This window comes from Streptococcus sp. A25, assembly GCF_043674095.1.
Classification (GTDB): Bacteria; Bacillota; Bacilli; order Lactobacillales; family Streptococcaceae; genus Streptococcus; species Streptococcus suis_V.
Genome location: NZ_JBIMJO010000017.1, coordinates 1 through 16,822, shown reverse-complemented (window position 1 = coordinate 16,822; position 16,822 = coordinate 1). Strand labels below are relative to the sequence as shown.

The window sequence follows — 16,822 nt, the reverse complement described above, 5'->3', positions numbered from 1 at the left end:
CCTCAAAAACGGATTTTCTATAAACAGTATAGCAAAAACAGACGGATTTTAATAGAAAGAACAGGGAAATGTTCGGGAATGGAAAAAGCTCACACGAGGTGAGCAATATCCAAAATTCTCAATGTCTAAAATGTCTTACACCCGTAAAGACCATGGTCAAGCCGTACTTATTGGCCATGTCAATGGAGTCTTGGTCGCGGACAGAGCCACCTGGCTGGATGATAGCCTTGATGCCTGCGGCTGCGATTTCTTCCACGTTATCAGCAAATGGGAAGAAGGCGTCCGACGCCAAAACGGCTCCTTCCAAACGGTCCTTGGCTTGCTCGATAGCGATACGGACGGACGCTACACGGTTGGTTTGCCCCGGTCCCACGCCCAAGGTCATCTTGTCATTGCTGATGATGATGCCGTTGGACTTGACATACTTGGAGGACTTCCAGGCAAATTCCATAGCCGCCCACTCTTGCTCGGACGGTTGACGCTCGGTCACCACCTGCCAGTCCGCTGGGCTTTCCACCACCACATCCTGATCCTGCACCAAGAGCCCGCCGACAACGCCTGTGAACTCTTTTTCAACTTCGCTCGCATCCTGTGCGTCAAAGGCCAACTCCAAAATCCGAAGATTTTTCTTTTTATTGGTCAAAATAGCTAACGCTTCTGCCGAGTAGCTCGGTGCGATGATGATTTCTAAGAAAATCGGGTGCATCTTTTCAGCCGTCGCAGCATCCACTTCTCTGTTCAGCACGACAATGCCCCCAAAAATCGATACTGGGTCAGCCTCATAGGCATAATCCCAAGCCTGCTCAATAGTCTCTGCCTGACCGATACCACAAGGGTTCATGTGTTTGAGAGCCACAACAGTTGGACGGTCCTTAAAATCACGGATAATCCGAATGGCCGCATCCGCATCACGAATGTTGTTGAAAGACAGCTCCTTACCATTTAACTGCTTAGCAGCTGCGATAGAATAGTCTGTTGGCAGGGCATTTTGGTAGAAATCCGCATTTTGCTGAGGATTTTCTCCGTAACGCATAGGCTGATTGAGGTCATAAGTAATGGTTAATTTTTCAGGCTTATCTTCGCCTACTTGCTTGGTAAAGTAGTCTGCAATAAGGGCGTCATAGGCTGCGGTGTGTCGGAATACCTTGGCAGCCAATCGCTGACGCGTTGGGTAGGTCGTCTGACCCTGCTCTGCTATTTCCCCTAAAACCGTCGGATAATCTGCCGGATCCACTACAACGGTCACGCTGGCGTGGTTTTTAGCTGCTGAACGGAGCATGGACGGTCCACCGATGTCGATGTTCTCCACCGCCAAATCATAGGTCACATCTGGGCGCAAGATAGTCTCTTTGAAAGGATAAAGGTTGACCACTACCAAGTCAATCAGGCCAATTTCATGGTCCTTGGCTGCTTGCAGGTGGCTGTCCAAATCCCGACGAGCCAGCAAACCACCATGGATTTTGGGATGAAGCGTCTTAACACGGCCATCCATCATCTCAGGAAAACCGGTCACATCATCAATTGCAATAGTCGTTACGCCTGCCTGATCCAAGGCAACCTTGGTGCCTCCTGTCGAGATAATCTCCCAACCAAGCTTAGTCAATTCTTGGGCAAACTCCACAATGCCCGCCTTATCGGATACGCTAATTAACGCACGTTTTGTCATGATTTCTCCTTATTTTTTCACTGCCCCCAACTCCTCCAAAACTGCTGGATAGAGTTGGTACTCCGCTTCATGTATTCTGGCTTCAAAGGTTTCTAAGCTATCATCAGCCAGCCTTGGAACTCGGACTTGCTGGATAATTTGTCCTGTGTCAACGCCGCTATCAACCCAGTGAACAGTCACACCACTTGCTGCCACACCTGCATTCCAAGCGTCTTCAATCCCGTGAGCCCCTGGAAATTCAGGCAGATAAGCCGGGTGGATATTGATGATACGACCTTCATATTGAGCTAACAAGGTCGGACCCACAATCTTCATATAGCCTGCCAAGACCACCAAGTCAATCTGGTGCTGGTCTAAGAGTTGGATGAGGGCTTCTTCGTAGGTCTGCTTATCGGCAAACTCTTTTAATTCAAAAGTAAATGCTGCCACACCTAGTTTTTCAGCCCGTTCCAGGACATAGGCGTTTCTGTGGTCTGAAAAGAGGAATGCTACTTCAAACTGCTCTGCAATGACTTGAAAATTAGAACCAGACCCACTGGCAAAAACAGCTATTCGTTTCATTTGATGACCACGCTCTTGTCTTCCTTAGTGATAATGCGGCCGATTTCATAGACTTCTTCATCTACCAATTCACGGACTTTCTCCACCTGCTCTGGACTGACAGCCAGTACCAAGCCGATACCCATATTGAAGATTTCAAACATTTCTTCGTGTTTGATTTGGCCGTACGTTTCAAGGGCTGTAAAGATTGGAAGGACTGGAATCTTATCTTCTTCAATTTCAGCTGCAAGGTTGTCCGCAAACATACGGGGAATATTTTCAATGAAACCACCGCCTGTGATGTGGGCAATGCCGTTGACCAGCCCTGCTTTTACCAGAGGCAATACCTGCTGGACATAGATACGGGTCGGCTCTAGGAGGACTTCCTTAAGAGCTCTGCCATTGAGCTCTGGCAGCAGAGCGTCGCCAGAAACATCCGCAAAAACGCGTCGGACTAGAGAATAACCGTTAGAGTGGATGCCGCTGGAAGCTAGGCCGAGGAGAATGTCGCCTTCCTGGACCTTACTGCCGTCAATAATCTGAGACTTCTCCGCAATACCGACAGCAAAGCCAGCCAGATCATAGTCATCCTCGCCGTACATGCCAGGCATTTCGGCTGTTTCACCACCAATCAAGCCGCAACCAGCCTGGACACAGCCTTCCGCCACACCAGCAACCACCTGCTCCAGCTTGGCTGGTTCATTTTTTCCTGTCGCGATGTAGTCGAGGAAGTAAAGTGGTTCCGCACCTGCAGCGATGATGTCGTTGACACACATGGCCACGCAATCCTGACCAATGGTGTCGTGCTTGTCGTACTGAATCGCCAACATGAGCTTGGTGCCGACGCCGTCTGTTCCTGATACCAAGACTGGTTCTTTGACATCCAGTTTAGTCAGGTCAAACATACCGCCAAAACCACCAAGAGCTCCCATCACACCCAAGCGTTCTGTCCGTGCTACGTGCTTCTTGATGCGTTCGACAACTTCATATCCAGCTTCGACGTCAACGCCCGACTGGGCATAGGCATTTTTATTTGTCATTTTGATTCCTTTCAACAGTTTACAGGTCTGTCAAGTAACGTTGACACCTCTGTCTTTACTTGACATTTTCAATGTAGAAACTCGTTTTCTCTTCTAGGCTACGGAGGTATTCTTCCTCATAGTCATAGAGAGGGGTTGGAAATTCTCCGTCGAAGTAAGCCACACAGAGCCCGCCTTTGGGCGCGTCTGTTTCGATGCCGATGGCTTCAATCATCCCTTCAAGAGAAAGATAGGTCAGACTGTCTGCCCCGATAATCTCACAAACTTCATCAGCTGAATGGTTGGCTGAAATCAGTTCACGACGGGTCTGAATATCAATGCCATAGAAACACGGGTACTTGAGTTCTGGGCTACCGATAGCCACATGGACTTCTTTTGCCCCTGCATCACGAAGAAGCTGGACAATGCGGCGGCTAGTTGTGCCGCGAACAATAGAGTCGTCAATCATGACCACGCGCTTGCCTTTGACAACCCCAGAAACAGCGGACAACTTCATGCGAACTCCCTGCTCACGGAGCTCCTGGGTTGGTTGGATAAAGGTACGCTGAGTGTACTGATTTTTCACCAAACCCATCTCATTTGGCAGGCCAGATTCTTCGGCAAAACCCATAGCAGCGCTGAGAGATGAGTTTGGCACACCGACCACAATGTCGGCTTCATGTTGAAATTCCTGCGCTAAGCGTTTGCCCATATTTTTTCGTGCCGTGTGGACATTGACTCCATGAATAGTCGAATCAGGGCGGGCAAAGTAGACATATTCCATCGAACAGATCGCCAATTGGGTATCACTTGTGTAACTATCATAGTGGATACCCACATCATCTATGATGACAATCTCTCCAGGTTCGACATCCCGTACCCACTCAGCACCGACCACTTCAAAGGCACAAGTTTCGCTGGCAATAACCCAGGCTCCATTTTTCATCTTCCCGATAGATAGGGGACGAAAGCCATTTGGATCCAAGGCCGCAATCAACTTGTCCTCTGTCATCAAGAGATAGGCAAAGCCTCCCTTGACAATGCTCAAAGCCTCCTTGACCTTACCCATAAAATTTGGATTGTGGCTGCGACGAATCAGGTGCATGAGAATTTCAGTATCTGACGAGGCGTTGAAAATAGCACCTTGCGCTTCCAATTCTTTTCTCAGAGAAATGGCATTGGTCAAATTCCCATTATGGGCCAGGCCGAATTCCCCATCATGAAATTTATAAAGGAAGGGCTGGATGTTGCGAATATCCGCCGATCCAGCTGTGGCATAGCGGACATGACCAATAGCTGCGCTCCCTTTCAATCGGTCCAAATCAGCCTGATTTTTGAAAACCTCCGACAGGAGCCCCGTCGCACGATGGCCATGGAGGTTACCGGCATCATTAGAGACAATCCCAGCGCCTTCTTGCCCACGGTGCTGCAAACTGTGGAGACCAAAATAGGTGACTTGAGCGGCTTGAGGGTGTCCCCAGATACCGAAAACGCCACATTCTTCATTAAGTGATTTTACTTCGTACATCGTATTTCCCTAATTATTTTCCAGTAATACTCTTCGAAAATCAAAATTATCCGTTGTCAAGAGCTTTGGTGAGTGAAAAGCTCTGGGGGAGGTTTTCAGTCTGTCGCCTTGAAGCAAGTGAGCGACAGAGTTCTACCTTCAGCATCGTTTCCAAGGCTACTTTTGATTTTCATTGAGTAAAATAGCTTACCGCTGCTACGAAGAGGCCTTGGTCTTTCTTACCAGGGATATTTTTGAAAAGTCCTTCCTCATAGCGTTCGGAGTGTCCCATTTTCCCGATAATTTGACCATTCTTGCTTGTGATTCCCTCAATAGCGTGGCTAGAGCCATTCGGATTGTAACGGCTATCCATGGAAGGTTGACCGTCAAAGTCCACATACTGGCTGAAAATTTGTCCATTGTCACGCAAGACAGCGAATTCTTCATCCGTCACGACAAATTTTCCTTCCCCGTGTGAAACTGGGATAGCGTGAATGTCACCGACTTGGACACCTGCCAACCACGGTGAGTTGACATTAGCAATCCGCGTTTCCACCATTTTAGCAACGTGTTGGTTGGCATCGTTGTAGAAGAGGGTCGGACTGGTTTCACCCGCCTCCTCAAAGTTTCCATAAGGTAGCAAGCCCGATTTGACAAGGGCCTGGAAGCCATTACAGATACCGATGATGAGGCCACCTTTTTCGATGAAACGGTCAATAGCAGAGCGGACCTTGGCGTTTCGTAAGATAGTCACGATAAACTTAGCAGACCCGTCTGGTTCATCCGCAGCGGAGAATCCACCTGCGAAGAAGAGAATGTTGGCCTTGTCAATATTGTCAACCATGGTGTCCACAGACTGTTCAATGCTCTCTGCATCCAAGGTCACAAATGGAACAAGATTGACTTTTGCACCAGCCTGTTCAAAGGCTTTGGCGGAGTCGTATTCTGAGTTGGTACCTGGGAAAACTGGAATGTAAACTACAGGCACTTCAACGGTTTCCTTGGCTTGCACAACTGAAACACTGGCAAGAGCTGGAACTTCTTGTAGTTCTGTATCCTGTTCAAATTCTGTTGGATAAACTTCTTCTAGTTTGCCTTCAAAGGCTACCTGCAAGTCTAGTCCAGCCAGGTTGACACCGTTGACAAGAAGTGTAAAGTCTGTGGTGGTTTGTCCAATCTTCACAGCATCTGGAATGTCTTCTTGCGATGTGAAGACAAAGCCACCAAGTTGACCTGTCAAGCTGGTTTCAAGGTCTGCAAGCTCAACTCTTGCTCCGACTTGGTTACCAAAGGACATAAGGGCTAGACTTTCTAGAACTCCTCCATACTTGACTGCACTAGCAGCCGTAATCGCATAATCGCTCTGCCATTTTTCAAAAGTCTCAAAATTAGACTTGATCAAGGCAAAATCAATGTCTTCTGACAAGACTTGGCCTGGTAGGTAATAGATGTGCTCACCAGCCGCCTTGAACTCAGGCGAGAGAACCTTGCGACTGTCTGCCGTGGTCACACCAAAGGCAACCAGGGTCGGTGGAACTATCAAGTCCTCAAAGGTACCAGACATGGAGTCCTTGCCACCGATAGACGGCAAGCCAAGCTGGATCTGAGCCTCGATAGATCCCAGTAGTGCTGCTACTGGCTGACCGAAACGCTCTGCCTGCTTGTCCATGCGCTGGAAATACTCCTGGTAGGAGAAGCGAGCCTTGGACCAGTTGGCACCTATTGCCACCAAGCGAGCTGTCGCTTCGATGACTGCATAGGCTGCTCCGTGGTAAGGTGACCAGTCTGCCAGATAAGGATGATAGCCCTGAGCCATGACAGAAGCCGTGGTCGTCACACCCTGCTGGACAGGCAACTTCTGCACAGAGCTTTCTGTCGGTGTTAACTGGTGGCGACCTCCGAGTGGGTGGTTGACGGTTGAACGACCAACAGATGAGTCAAAAATCGTCTGCAAACCTTTTTGGCTAGCATGGTTGAGGTCTGATAGAAGGTCTTTCAAGTCCTCCTGTAGCGTTTCAGCGGAAGTTCTACGTGTTTCTGGCAAGTTGACCGCACTGTCAACCACCTTAGCATCCACCACCACGCGCACACCATTGGTATCAAGGAAGGAACGTTCCAAATCGACTATGGTTTGACCATTCCAAGTCATGACCAGGTTTGGCTTTTCAGTAACTTTGGCTACAACAACCGCATGGATATTTTCCTGACGGCAGGCTGCGATAAAAGCGTCTACGTCTTCAGGACGGACAACTACACTCATCCGCTCCTGTGATTCGGAAATGGCAATCTCCGTACCATTCAAGCCTGCATACTTGAGTGGAACCTTGTCCAAGTCGATTTCAAGACCGTCCGCCAGCTCCCCAATGGCTACGCAGACACCGCCTGCACCGAAGTCATTGGATTTTTTGATAAGGCGTGTAACGTCACCATTTCGGAACAAGCGTTGGATTTTGCGTTCTTCAATTGCGTTTCCTTTTTGAACTTCCGCACCAGCCGTTTCCACAGACTCAACTGTTTGAACCTTGGATGAGCCTGTTGCCCCGCCGATACCATCGCGACCGGTTTTGCCTCCCAGTAGGATGACCACATCGCCTGCGACTGGTTTTTCACGGACCACATTTTCCTTTGGAGCGGCACCGACCACGGCACCAAGTTCCATCCGTTTAGCGATAAAGCCTGGGTGGAAATACTCACGCACATAGGTGGTCGCCAGACCAATTTGGTTTCCGTATGAAGAATAACCATGCGCCGCTGTTTTTGAAATGATTTGCTGTGGCAATTTCCCTGAGCGAGTAGCTGTCAGAGGTTGGGTAATATCACCTGCACCTGAAATTCGCATGGCCTGATAAACATAGGAACGACCTGACAAGGGATCACGAATGGCTCCACCGATACAGGTTGCGGCACCACCGAAAGGTTCGATTTCTGTTGGGTGATTGTGGGTTTCATTCTTGAACATAAGGAGCCATGGCTCTTTTACACCATCCACATCCACTTCAATTTCCACCGAGCAGGCATTGATTTCATCTGACACTTCCATATCATCCAGACGACCATTTGCTCGCTCATAACGGCCAAAAATCGTCGCCATATCCATGAGCGTCTGTGGCTTATCTGTCCGACCCAACTCAGTTCGCATCGCCAGGTACTTGTCATAAGTCGCCTGCAATTGCTTGTGGAATTTTGAGGCTGAAAAGTCAATAGACTTTAGCTCCGTTTCAAATGTCGTATGACGGCAGTGGTCACTCCAGTAAGTATCCAAGACCTTGAGTTCTGTCTCAGTTGGCACACGACCGATTGACTTGAAATAGTCCTGAATGAAGAGCAAGTCTTCCACTTCCATAGCCAAGCCAGCCTCACGCTTGTAAGCTGCAAAATCATCCGCTCCGTAGCTAGCAAAAAAGTCTAGGGTCGGAATAGTAGCATCCGACACCGAAAACTCCTGAGCCACCAAAGGAGCATTCAAATCCTTGAAACGCGAATCCACAGGATTGAGCAAATAATTCTTGATAGCAGCCAACTCTTCTTCCTGCACATCACCGTTCAAGATGTAAAGTTGCCCTGTATTGACACGCACCTCCTGGCGACTGCCCAACAAGAGAAGGGCCTCCTGACTGCTTGCAGCCCGCTGGTCAAACTGACCAGGCAAAGCCTCAATAGCAAAATAAACCGCGTCTTCCAAGCCCAGTTCCGCTTCCGACAAGACCTTGTCCGTCACCTGCTCAGTAAAGATGTGCTTGATGGCCTGCTCTAACAAGTCCTCCTCAAGATTGAAAACATCGTAAACCTGCACTAACCGCAAACTTGACAGGCTTGTCAACTGCAAATTATGGGTCAACTCCTTACGAAGAACCTCCGCCTTAATCTGAAAATCCGCCTTCTTCTCAACAAAAATCCGCTTCGCCATTTTTTCCAATCCTTATTTCACTTCCTGTAACTTTGCCAATACGACCTCGTAAACCTCGGTCAAATCCCCGAGACCCCGACGAAAAACATCCTTGTCCAGATGATTACCATCCGCATCCCACAGACGGCAATTGTCCGGCGAAAATTCATCCGCCAATAGAATATGACCATCCTTGTCATAGCCAAATTCTAGTTTAAAATCGACCAAGCGCAGACCAATCTGAGCAAACAAATCCTTCAAGAAATCGTTGATTTTCCGCGTTTCTGCCTTGATATAGGCAAGGTCCTCCGCACTTGCTAAATCCAGAAAAGCAACGTGTTCGTCATTGATAAAAGGATCATCTAAGTCATCGTTTTTATAGTAAAATTCTACAATCGGCGTCGCAAGTTCTATCCCTTCTTCCACCCCAAAGCGTTTGGAAAAAGAACCAGCCGTGATATTGCGCAAAACCACCTCCAGCGGAATAATCTCCACTTTTCTATTCAATTGCTCTGAATCTGACAAACGTTTGATAAAATGCGTCTTGACTCCAGCTTCATTCAACTTTTCAAAAATCAAGGATGAAATCAGATTATTAAGTCGCCCTTTTCCAACAATCTGCTCTTTCTTACCACCATTAAAAGCCGTCGCCTGGTCCTTGTAAACCGCAACAATCTGGTCACTATCAACTGTAGCGTAGATATCTTTAGCTTTTCCTGAATAGAGAAGGTCTGTTTTCATTAAAATGTTCGCCTTTCATAAAATATTCTAGTCTTTTCGTTTATTCTATCACATAATATTCGTGTTAACAATTAAAAGTCTAAAATACTATCGAATAAAAAGAAAAACGCCCGTAATCTACGAACGTTCTTTCAATTGACTCCAAATAAAATCCACAATATCTGCTAATGTTTCAAAGCGCTCAATCGCAGCATCTGGAACATCGACACCAAACTCGTCTTCCAAATTAAGAACAAATTCCATGACCTCAACCGAATCTTGGGCAATATTGTCCGTCAAAGAAGAATCAGGCTGGACAAGAAAGTCCTCTCCCTTCTCCTCTTGAATCATCTCCACAATCTTCTGATAAACTTGCTCTCTAGTCATGATTGTTCTCCACTGGTGAAAATTTGGCCACTGATTTTTCTACTATATTAGCATCCAAAATCTGACGAACCTGCTTTATCGTATAGAAAATAGCTGTTGCATCGCTAGACCCGTGCGCTTTAATAACCGGAGCTTTGAGTCCCAATAAGACTGCGCCGCCTGCCGTCTTGTAATCCAAGGCTCCTAGAGCCTTCTTCAAGGTCGGTTTGAGCAAGAGACCACCGATTTTGGCTAGGAAACTACCTGATTTGATAGCACCTGTCAACTGACCGACGATAGACTTAGCCGTTCCTTCAACTGTTTTCAACACAGCGTTTCCCGTGAAACCATCGGTCACAACCACATCAGCAACGCCGTTGAGCAACTCACGCGCCTCCACATTGCCGATAAAGTTGATAGACGGTTCCTGACTGAGAAGAGCAAAAGCCTCTTGATGCACAGGTGTTCCCTTGGTTTCCTCCGTACCATTGTTCAAGAGAGCCACGCGCGGATTCTTGACCCCACGCACATGCTCCGCATAAAATGAGCCAAGAATACCATACTGATAGAGGTGATGAGCTGTATTTTCTGCATTGGCCCCCAAATCCATCATATCAAATCCCTTGCCATCCATAGTCGGCAGAGTGGACATGAGTCCGGGACGATCAATATTCTTAATACGACCGACAACAAAGACACCTGCCGCCAGAAGAGCCCCCGTATTTCCAGCTGATAGCACTGCATCCGCCTGCCCATCCTTAACAGCCTGAGTCGCCAAAACCATAGAAGAGTTTTTCTTGCGACGAATAGCTCGAACTGGTTCATCATCCGAATTGATTTTCTCATCCGTATGGATAATGGTCACTCGCTCCGACGCTGTCAAATAGGGCTTGATTTTAGCCTCATCCCCATAGAGCTGAATTTCAATATCCGAAAATTCCTTGAGGGCCTGATTAACCCCTTCAATGACCGCCTGAGGGGCATGGTCCCCACCCATAGCATCTACTGCAATACGTTTCATTCGTTTTCCTCATTTTCTTTCTTCATAATCTGCCCCCAAGACGACAAATCATCGATAAATTTCTTGGACTTCAAGTGAATACCGACATATTCCTCATAGAGCTGGTCGATAAAGAGCCGCAACTTCCGTTTCATGTCCGGCTTGATCGAAATGGTTTCTAAATCATCAAAAGAAATGGCCTGAAATTGGTCCAGCAAGTAGGGCACATTGGGGTCCAGATGAGCCCTTCGTTCATCCTTATGATAATGTTGCGGACAGAGAACGCCACTGTATTGATAGGAATAGTCAAAAGGCAGACCAACTCGGTGACAAAAAGCACACTCGTGAAAATTAAGCCCAATTCCAAACCGCTCCAGCAGTTGAATTTCAAAAATATTGGTCAAAATCTCATAGTCCAAGCCCGATTCCATCAAATCCAAAGTCTTAACCAAAAAGGCAAAGAGCGGCGCATCATGAATCCTATCCTGCAAGGCAGCATCCGCCAAGGCCATCAAATAAGTTGCGTAGCTGAGCTTGAAAATATCCCCATTGATTTCCTTGAAGAGCTGAACCTGATGAAAATCCTCGATGTAGCACAGACCCTCTTCATTGATTTTGACAATAAAATCGGCATAGGTCAAGGGTTGGATAGCAGCAACCAGCTTAGACTTAGAAGCATGTTTCACGAAAAACATCCGCTTGCCAGCCTGTTCCGTAAAAATCTTGACCAACTTGTCGTCTTCTCGGTAATTGCGATTATAAAGGACTAATCCCCTTGTCTCAATTCGCTCCATTTTCTTCTAAAAACTCTTTTAGACGGACCATGGCTGTTTGGATAGACTCCATGCTGGCTGCATAGGAAATCCGCACATAGCCCTCACCATATTGACCGAAAGCTGCACCCGGAATAAAGGCCACCGCCTTTTTCTGGGCAAATTCCTGTAAGAAGCTAAAGGAATCTTGACTATAGCCCGCAGGAATTTTCGCAAAAATGTAAAAGGCGCCATCTGGCTTGATAATCTTAAAGCCCAACTCCGTCATCTTCTCGATAATATAATCCCGACGCTTGATGTACTCCGCTCGCATCGGTAGAGCATCATCCTTACCATTTTTCAAAGCCTCAACCGCGCCGTACTGCATAGCTGTCGATGCCGCTGTCACCAAGTACTGGTGGCTCTTGATAATCTGCGCAATAATCGGCGCCTGACTCATGATTAAACCAATCCGCCATCCCGTCATAGCATGGGATTTGGACAGACCTTGAATGAGAATGGTCTGCTCAGGCAAAAACTCCGCAATCGACGTATGAGGCTGACCTGTGTAGGTCAATTCAGCATAAACCTCATCAGACAAGACAAAGATTGGGTATTTGCGCAAAACATCTGCAAAGGCCGCAATCTGTTCACGTGAATAGGTCACACCAGTCGGATTAGCAGGATAGTTGAGAATGACCGCCTTGAGCTTGTCTCCCTGCTCGATAATGGCTTGTTCCAGCATCTCTGGTGTCAATACAAAATCATTGGCCGTCGTATCAATTTCCACAATATCTGCCCCGACCATATTAACAATCGGCTCATAACCAGGATAAGCTGGCGCAGGCAAGAGCACCGTATCTCCAGCTTCTAAGATAGCCACCAAGCTAGCCGACAAAGCCTCTGTCGCTCCAATAGTTGACAGGATTTCTGTTTCTGGATTGTAGGACAGATTGTACTTTTCAAATACAAATTCCGCTGCCGCCTGACGCAATTCCAAAAGACCTGCCATACCAGTATAATAACTCTTGTTGTCATCAATGGCCGCCTTAGCCGCTTCCTTGACATGGTCTGGCGTCGTAAAATCAGGCTCGCCCAGCGTTAATTTCAAAACTCCAGGAATATGAGAAATCGACTGATCAAACTGACGAATCATAGACACTTCAATTCGATTGAGATTTTTATTAAAACGATCTAATAAATTCATACATTCACCTCAAAAAGATATAGGTTTATTATAATACATTTCCAGCAGAATGAACAGAAAAAAAGAAGAGAAGCTTGCGCTCCCCTTTACCCTCATTATCTTTTATGTGATTCAAACAGCGGTGACAGCGGACGTTTTTCATGGATACGAATAATCGCTTCCGCCAACAAATGCGCTATAGAAATCTGCTCAATCTTATCAATCAAACGGTCTTGTGGAATCTCAATGGTATCCAAGACAACCAGTTTCTCTATGGCTGACTTACTGATATTATCCATAGCAGGTCCAGACAAGACAGGGTGGGTACAAGATGCATAGACAGCTGTTGCACCAGCTTCGGCCAGAGCATCTGCCGCATGGCAAATTGTTCCTGCCGTATCAATCATATCATCAATCAAGATACAGGTCTTGCCCTTAATATCACCGATGATATTCATAACCTCAGAAGTATTCATCTTATCGACACTACGGCGCTTATCAATAATGGCAATCGGTGTTTTCAAGAATTGGGCCAACTTCCGTGCACGGGTCACACCACCATGGTCTGGAGATACAACCACATAACCATCTCCCATCATGCCACGACGCTCAAAATAATCTGCAATCAAAGGCGCACCCATCAAATGGTCGACCGGAATATCAAAGAAACCTTGAATTTGTGCCGCATGGAGGTCAATGGTCAAGAGACGATTTACACCTGCGGTCTCTAACATATTAGCTACTAGTTTTGACGTAATTGGCTCACGAGAACGAGCCTTACGGTCCTGGCGTGCATAACCATAGTATGGCATCACAACGTTAACTGACTCAGCAGAAGCCCTCTTCAAGGCATCTACCATAATTAAAATCTCCATCAAGTTATCATTTACAGGAGAACTTGTTGATTGAAGGATGTACACATGGCTACCACGAATCGATTCTTCGATATTTACCTGGATTTCACCATCAGAAAATTGACGAACACTTGACTTCCCTAAAGGAATTCCCATTTCTTTTGCTACTTCAGCTGCAAGCTTTTGATTGGATGATAAAGCAAACAACATTAAGTCAGAAAACGCCATGACTGCCTCCTAAAAATTTCTACTTATCTATTTTAAACCTTTTTTCTCCATTTTTCAAATAAAAATAGAACGCCTCCAATAGACGTCCTATGAAATTTTAATTTGGATAAATGTAGCCAGCAATTCCTGAGGAGCTAGCATTAAACCAGCCACGGAAATTACTTACATAACGATTACCGTTAAAGTTTGATTCCATTACCTGAATTTCAGATCCATTTACAGCTGTTACTACTGCAACGTGACCATAGTAAGAATTGGTCCATACTGCAACTGCGCCAACTTGTGGTGTCGAACCAGTTCTGAAACCAGCTGCAGCTGCAGAACCAAGCCATTGACCACCATTACCCCAGTAGTTTCCTACCCAAGGAGCAATCTGTTTAACACCCCATGTACATTCACCTACAGGATAAGTATTACCTGCAGAGTAAGTAACAACTGGTGTGGCAACCGTTGTCGCTTCAGCAGCCGGTGTAGCTGCCGCAACTGCTGGAGCAGGAGCCGGTGTAGCTTCCTGTGCTTGAGCTGGCGTCTCTGCCGCAGGAGTCGCAGGAGCTGGTGTGGCAGCTGCAACAGTATTAGAAATAACTGGCGCTACAGCCTGTCTTTGTTTAGCCGCAAGCTCAGCTTGACGAGCCTGATAAGCTGCTTGCTCTTCAGCCGCCTTACGCGCTGCTTCTTCAGCAGCTGCTTTTTGAGCAAGCAAAGATGCTTTTTCATTTTCAGCAGTTGCTTTTTCAGCAGCCAAGTTCAATTGAGCTGCTTTCAAAGATGCTTCTTGTGTTTTCAACTCAACCGCTGCATCTTCTAATTTTTGCTTGTTAGCATATACAACGTTAATCGCTTCTTGGTTAGCGATTTGTTTTTCTTCAATAGCTTCTTTATCTAATTTTTGTTGTTCCAACATACGTTTGTTTGCCGAAACAATTTCACGCATAGCGTTAACACGAGATACTGCATCAACGAGCGATTTTGAATCCAATACAGTATTGATATAGCTAGTTGCAGAACCATTTACTTGAGCACTACGAGCTTGCTCTTTTAAGACACCATCACGTGAAACAATATCCGCAGACAGACGCTCAATTTCAGCGCTCAACTGAGCAGATTCTTCTTCTAACCGTTCATTTTCTGCATTCAATGCATCCTGTTCTGCATAGATGGCATTGACTTTTCCTTGAAGTGCTTCAACCTCTGCTTGTGCTGACGCTTGTTGAGCTGCAATCGAATTTATTTTCTCATCTTGAGCGGCAATTTTACTATCAGTATCATTTGCACTGATTGTCGCTACATTACCTACTTGAGAAAGAACGATCGTGCTCAAAAATAGTGTAGCAATTACTTGTTTCTTCATATTGCAAGATACTCCTCTATACTTTCTGACTTCTATTATTCTATCACAAAAAATGCGCCCTAATATTACGCGTTTATTACACTTTTATGTCTTAACTGTGATGGAAAAAAATCGGCCTAGCCATGGATAAATAAATATAAAAATCAGAGTATTGATAATCAGTGTTGGAAGTAAATGATAGAAGAGAAAAATGAAAATAGACAGATGAGATAAGCTAAACACTCGTGCCAAAAGAAAGCCAATCATTTCAAAAAAGAAAATCATGACAAACTGCATCATAAGCAAGGTCCCAAATTTCCAAGGTAACTTATCACTAAAATAATAAACGAAACACAAGAGAACTGGGAATAATACCGTAGCCACACCAATAAGATCTAAGTAATAAATATCAAAAAGAAAACCTAAAATAGCCACTGGAAGAACTGTCTGAGAAAAACGACATTGCAAACTAACATACAAGGCATAGAAAAAAAGAAGATAGGAACTCGCTGACAAAAATCCCGGTAAAAAATTTGTATACAAGAGGGCTAGTTGCCCATCCAATAGAAAAATCAGCACAGATAAACTTAGGAGTAGAATAGGAAACCATTTATTTCTCATATTATTTACCAACCATTAACACCGAATATAGATTGGAAAAATCAGCCGCAGGTGAGACAAATACAGACTTTTCACTGCTACTTGCATTTTCCTGCACAGACTGAACCTTCCCCACTGGCAGATTTGCCGGCACAGTTCCACCAAAATCGCTAGTCACCACCTGACTCCCTACCTTTATCTCTTTTTCTTCATTCAACTGCGAAATGATAAAGCTATTTGATTCAACATCATAACCAGATAGAATACCATAAACCGAGTCAGATCCAAGAATAATCTTGACGGGCACTTTTAACTCAAAAGAGTCATTTGTAAACAAGGAAACTACTGAACTAGTCGACGTCATATCTGAAACAAAACCAATCAAACCATTATTTGACAATACCAAACTGTTTAGGGTTATTCCATCATTTTCCCCCATATCGACCGTTAGGGTCTGGTTCCAAGCCATTGGCGAACGAGAAACAACCATAGCAGCTGTAAAATCTAAGCTAGAATACTCCTCCTTCATAGCAAGATTCTTTCTCAAGTTTTCATTTTCTTTCACCAAACTTTCATTCTGTGATTGAACATTCCCAAGTGTCATAATTGAAGACTTAAGGTCACTATTTTCATCGTAACTGGCAAATAAGTCTTCTACAATATTCTTCTGTCGCGCTAAGGATTGAAATGGCCAACCAACAAACCGATGAACAGTTGAAAGTCTATTAGTAACGACTGAAAATCCATTAAATATACTGACCCTCGTCGAAAGAAAAAGCAAAGAAAACGATATAATTACAACTGAAAGAGCGTATAAGAGATAGCGAAAAAATTTATTCATGACTGTCACCCAATTTGTGTAAAATAAAAAGAGATTATCTAACGATATCTCTTTACTACGGAGAATAAGGGATTCGAACCCTTGCGCCAGTTACCCGACCTAACGATTTAGCAAACCGTCCTCTTCAGCCTCTTGAGTAATTCTCCTTAATAACGAATGAAATGGGCACGAGTGGAATCGAACCACCGACCTCACGCTTATCAGGCGTGCGCTCTAACCATCTGAGCTACGCGCCCAAGATGATCTTGGGTAATGGCGCGAGACGGAATCGAACCGCCGACACATGGAGCTTCAATCCATTGCTCTACCAACTGAGCTACCGAGCCA

At 45.7% G+C, this 16,822-nt stretch carries 14 protein-coding genes and 3 tRNA genes; all 17 read right to left on the bottom strand.

The features are described 5' to 3' along the window. Positions 1 to 118: 118 nt before the first annotated feature. Complete coding sequence (gene purH / locus ACHBID_RS08240; RefSeq protein ID WP_394732117.1) at positions 119 to 1,666, bottom strand: bifunctional phosphoribosylaminoimidazolecarboxamide formyltransferase/IMP cyclohydrolase; 1,548 nt, start codon at positions 1,664 to 1,666, stop codon at positions 119 to 121. 9 nt (positions 1,667 to 1,675) lie between these two features. Further along, positions 1,676 to 2,227, bottom strand: coding sequence for a phosphoribosylglycinamide formyltransferase (gene purN / locus ACHBID_RS08235; protein ID WP_394732118.1), 552 nt, complete (start codon positions 2,225 to 2,227; stop codon positions 1,676 to 1,678). Continuing rightward, complete coding sequence (gene purM / locus ACHBID_RS08230) at positions 2,224 to 3,246, bottom strand: phosphoribosylformylglycinamidine cyclo-ligase (protein ID WP_394732119.1); 1,023 nt, start codon at positions 3,244 to 3,246, stop codon at positions 2,224 to 2,226. The genes purN and purM overlap by 4 nt, the downstream gene beginning before the upstream one ends. A gap of 55 nt (positions 3,247 to 3,301) precedes the next feature. Then, positions 3,302 to 4,753, bottom strand: a complete 1,452-nt coding sequence (purF, locus tag ACHBID_RS08225; RefSeq protein ID WP_394732120.1) for an amidophosphoribosyltransferase — start codon at positions 4,751 to 4,753, stop codon at positions 3,302 to 3,304. A 169-nt stretch (positions 4,754 to 4,922) separates the two neighbouring features. Beyond that, complete coding sequence (locus ACHBID_RS08220) at positions 4,923 to 8,639, bottom strand: phosphoribosylformylglycinamidine synthase (RefSeq protein WP_394732121.1); 3,717 nt, start codon at positions 8,637 to 8,639, stop codon at positions 4,923 to 4,925. A 12-nt stretch (positions 8,640 to 8,651) separates the two neighbouring features. Beyond that, complete coding sequence (gene purC, locus ACHBID_RS08215; protein WP_394732122.1) at positions 8,652 to 9,359, bottom strand: phosphoribosylaminoimidazolesuccinocarboxamide synthase; 708 nt, start codon at positions 9,357 to 9,359, stop codon at positions 8,652 to 8,654. Between the two features lie 117 nt (positions 9,360 to 9,476). Further along, on the bottom strand, positions 9,477 to 9,725 hold the full coding sequence (locus tag ACHBID_RS08210; protein WP_172074588.1) for a phosphopantetheine-binding protein: 249 nt from the start codon (positions 9,723 to 9,725) through the stop codon (positions 9,477 to 9,479). Then, entirely contained in the window at positions 9,718 to 10,725 is a 1,008-nt protein-coding gene (gene plsX, locus ACHBID_RS08205) for a phosphate acyltransferase PlsX (RefSeq protein WP_394732123.1), read from the bottom strand. Before plsX ends, ACHBID_RS08210 begins: the two co-directional genes overlap by 8 nt. Beyond that, complete coding sequence (recO, locus tag ACHBID_RS08200; protein WP_394732124.1) at positions 10,722 to 11,498, bottom strand: DNA repair protein RecO; 777 nt, start codon at positions 11,496 to 11,498, stop codon at positions 10,722 to 10,724. Before recO ends, plsX begins: the two co-directional genes overlap by 4 nt. Further along, entirely contained in the window at positions 11,485 to 12,663 is a 1,179-nt protein-coding gene (locus ACHBID_RS08195; RefSeq protein WP_105111632.1) for a pyridoxal phosphate-dependent aminotransferase, read from the bottom strand. Before ACHBID_RS08195 ends, recO begins: the two co-directional genes overlap by 14 nt. A gap of 95 nt (positions 12,664 to 12,758) precedes the next feature. After that, entirely contained in the window at positions 12,759 to 13,724 is a 966-nt protein-coding gene (locus ACHBID_RS08190) for a ribose-phosphate diphosphokinase (RefSeq protein ID WP_105111631.1), read from the bottom strand. Positions 13,725 to 13,821: 97 nt separating this feature from the next. Next, a complete protein-coding gene (gene pcsB / locus ACHBID_RS08185) occupies positions 13,822 to 15,075 on the bottom strand; it encodes a peptidoglycan hydrolase PcsB (RefSeq protein WP_105122066.1) in 1,254 nt (417 codons plus the stop codon). 84 nt (positions 15,076 to 15,159) lie between these two features. Further along, positions 15,160 to 15,675 carry a rod shape-determining protein MreD gene (gene mreD / locus ACHBID_RS08180; protein ID WP_394732125.1) on the bottom strand — a complete coding sequence of 172 codons (516 nt, stop codon included), beginning with the start codon at positions 15,673 to 15,675 and terminating at the stop codon, positions 15,160 to 15,162. Between the two features lies 1 nt (position 15,676). After that, positions 15,677 to 16,495 carry a rod shape-determining protein MreC gene (gene mreC, locus ACHBID_RS08175; RefSeq protein WP_394732126.1) on the bottom strand — a complete coding sequence of 273 codons (819 nt, stop codon included), beginning with the start codon at positions 16,493 to 16,495 and terminating at the stop codon, positions 15,677 to 15,679. Between the two features lie 58 nt (positions 16,496 to 16,553). Further along, positions 16,554 to 16,641 (bottom strand) — tRNA-Ser (locus ACHBID_RS08170). A 16-nt stretch (positions 16,642 to 16,657) separates the two neighbouring features. Beyond that, a tRNA-Ile gene (locus tag ACHBID_RS08165) sits at positions 16,658 to 16,731 on the bottom strand. 17 nt (positions 16,732 to 16,748) lie between these two features. Next, positions 16,749 to 16,821: transfer RNA gene (locus tag ACHBID_RS08160), tRNA-Phe, on the bottom strand. Between the last annotated feature and the right edge of the window lies 1 nt (position 16,822).

What these genes read in the sequence shown, in the direction of transcription:
- purF (WP_394732120.1), bottom strand. Translation starts at nt 4,753, where the DNA reads ATGTACGAAGTAAAATCACTTAATGAAGAATGTGGCGTTTTCGGTATC.
- ACHBID_RS08190 (WP_105111631.1), bottom strand. Translation starts at nt 13,724, where the DNA reads ATGGCGTTTTCTGACTTAATGTTGTTTGCTTTATCATCCAATCAAAAG.
- purC (WP_394732122.1), bottom strand. Translation starts at nt 9,359, where the DNA reads ATGAAAACAGACCTTCTCTATTCAGGAAAAGCTAAAGATATCTACGCT.
- mreD (WP_394732125.1), bottom strand. Translation starts at nt 15,675, where the DNA reads ATGAGAAATAAATGGTTTCCTATTCTACTCCTAAGTTTATCTGTGCTG.
- purM (WP_394732119.1), bottom strand. Translation starts at nt 3,246, where the DNA reads ATGACAAATAAAAATGCCTATGCCCAGTCGGGCGTTGACGTCGAAGCT.
- ACHBID_RS08220 (WP_394732121.1), bottom strand. Translation starts at nt 8,639, where the DNA reads ATGGCGAAGCGGATTTTTGTTGAGAAGAAGGCGGATTTTCAGATTAAG.
- ACHBID_RS08195 (WP_105111632.1), bottom strand. Translation starts at nt 12,663, where the DNA reads ATGAATTTATTAGATCGTTTTAATAAAAATCTCAATCGAATTGAAGTG.
- purN (WP_394732118.1), bottom strand. Translation starts at nt 2,227, where the DNA reads ATGAAACGAATAGCTGTTTTTGCCAGTGGGTCTGGTTCTAATTTTCAA.
- purH (WP_394732117.1), bottom strand. Translation starts at nt 1,666, where the DNA reads ATGACAAAACGTGCGTTAATTAGCGTATCCGATAAGGCGGGCATTGTG.
- recO (WP_394732124.1), bottom strand. Translation starts at nt 11,498, where the DNA reads ATGGAGCGAATTGAGACAAGGGGATTAGTCCTTTATAATCGCAATTAC.
- pcsB (WP_105122066.1), bottom strand. Translation starts at nt 15,075, where the DNA reads ATGAAGAAACAAGTAATTGCTACACTATTTTTGAGCACGATCGTTCTT.
- plsX (WP_394732123.1), bottom strand. Translation starts at nt 10,725, where the DNA reads ATGAAACGTATTGCAGTAGATGCTATGGGTGGGGACCATGCCCCTCAG.
- mreC (WP_394732126.1), bottom strand. Translation starts at nt 16,495, where the DNA reads ATGAATAAATTTTTTCGCTATCTCTTATACGCTCTTTCAGTTGTAATT.
- ACHBID_RS08210 (WP_172074588.1), bottom strand. Translation starts at nt 9,725, where the DNA reads ATGACTAGAGAGCAAGTTTATCAGAAGATTGTGGAGATGATTCAAGAG.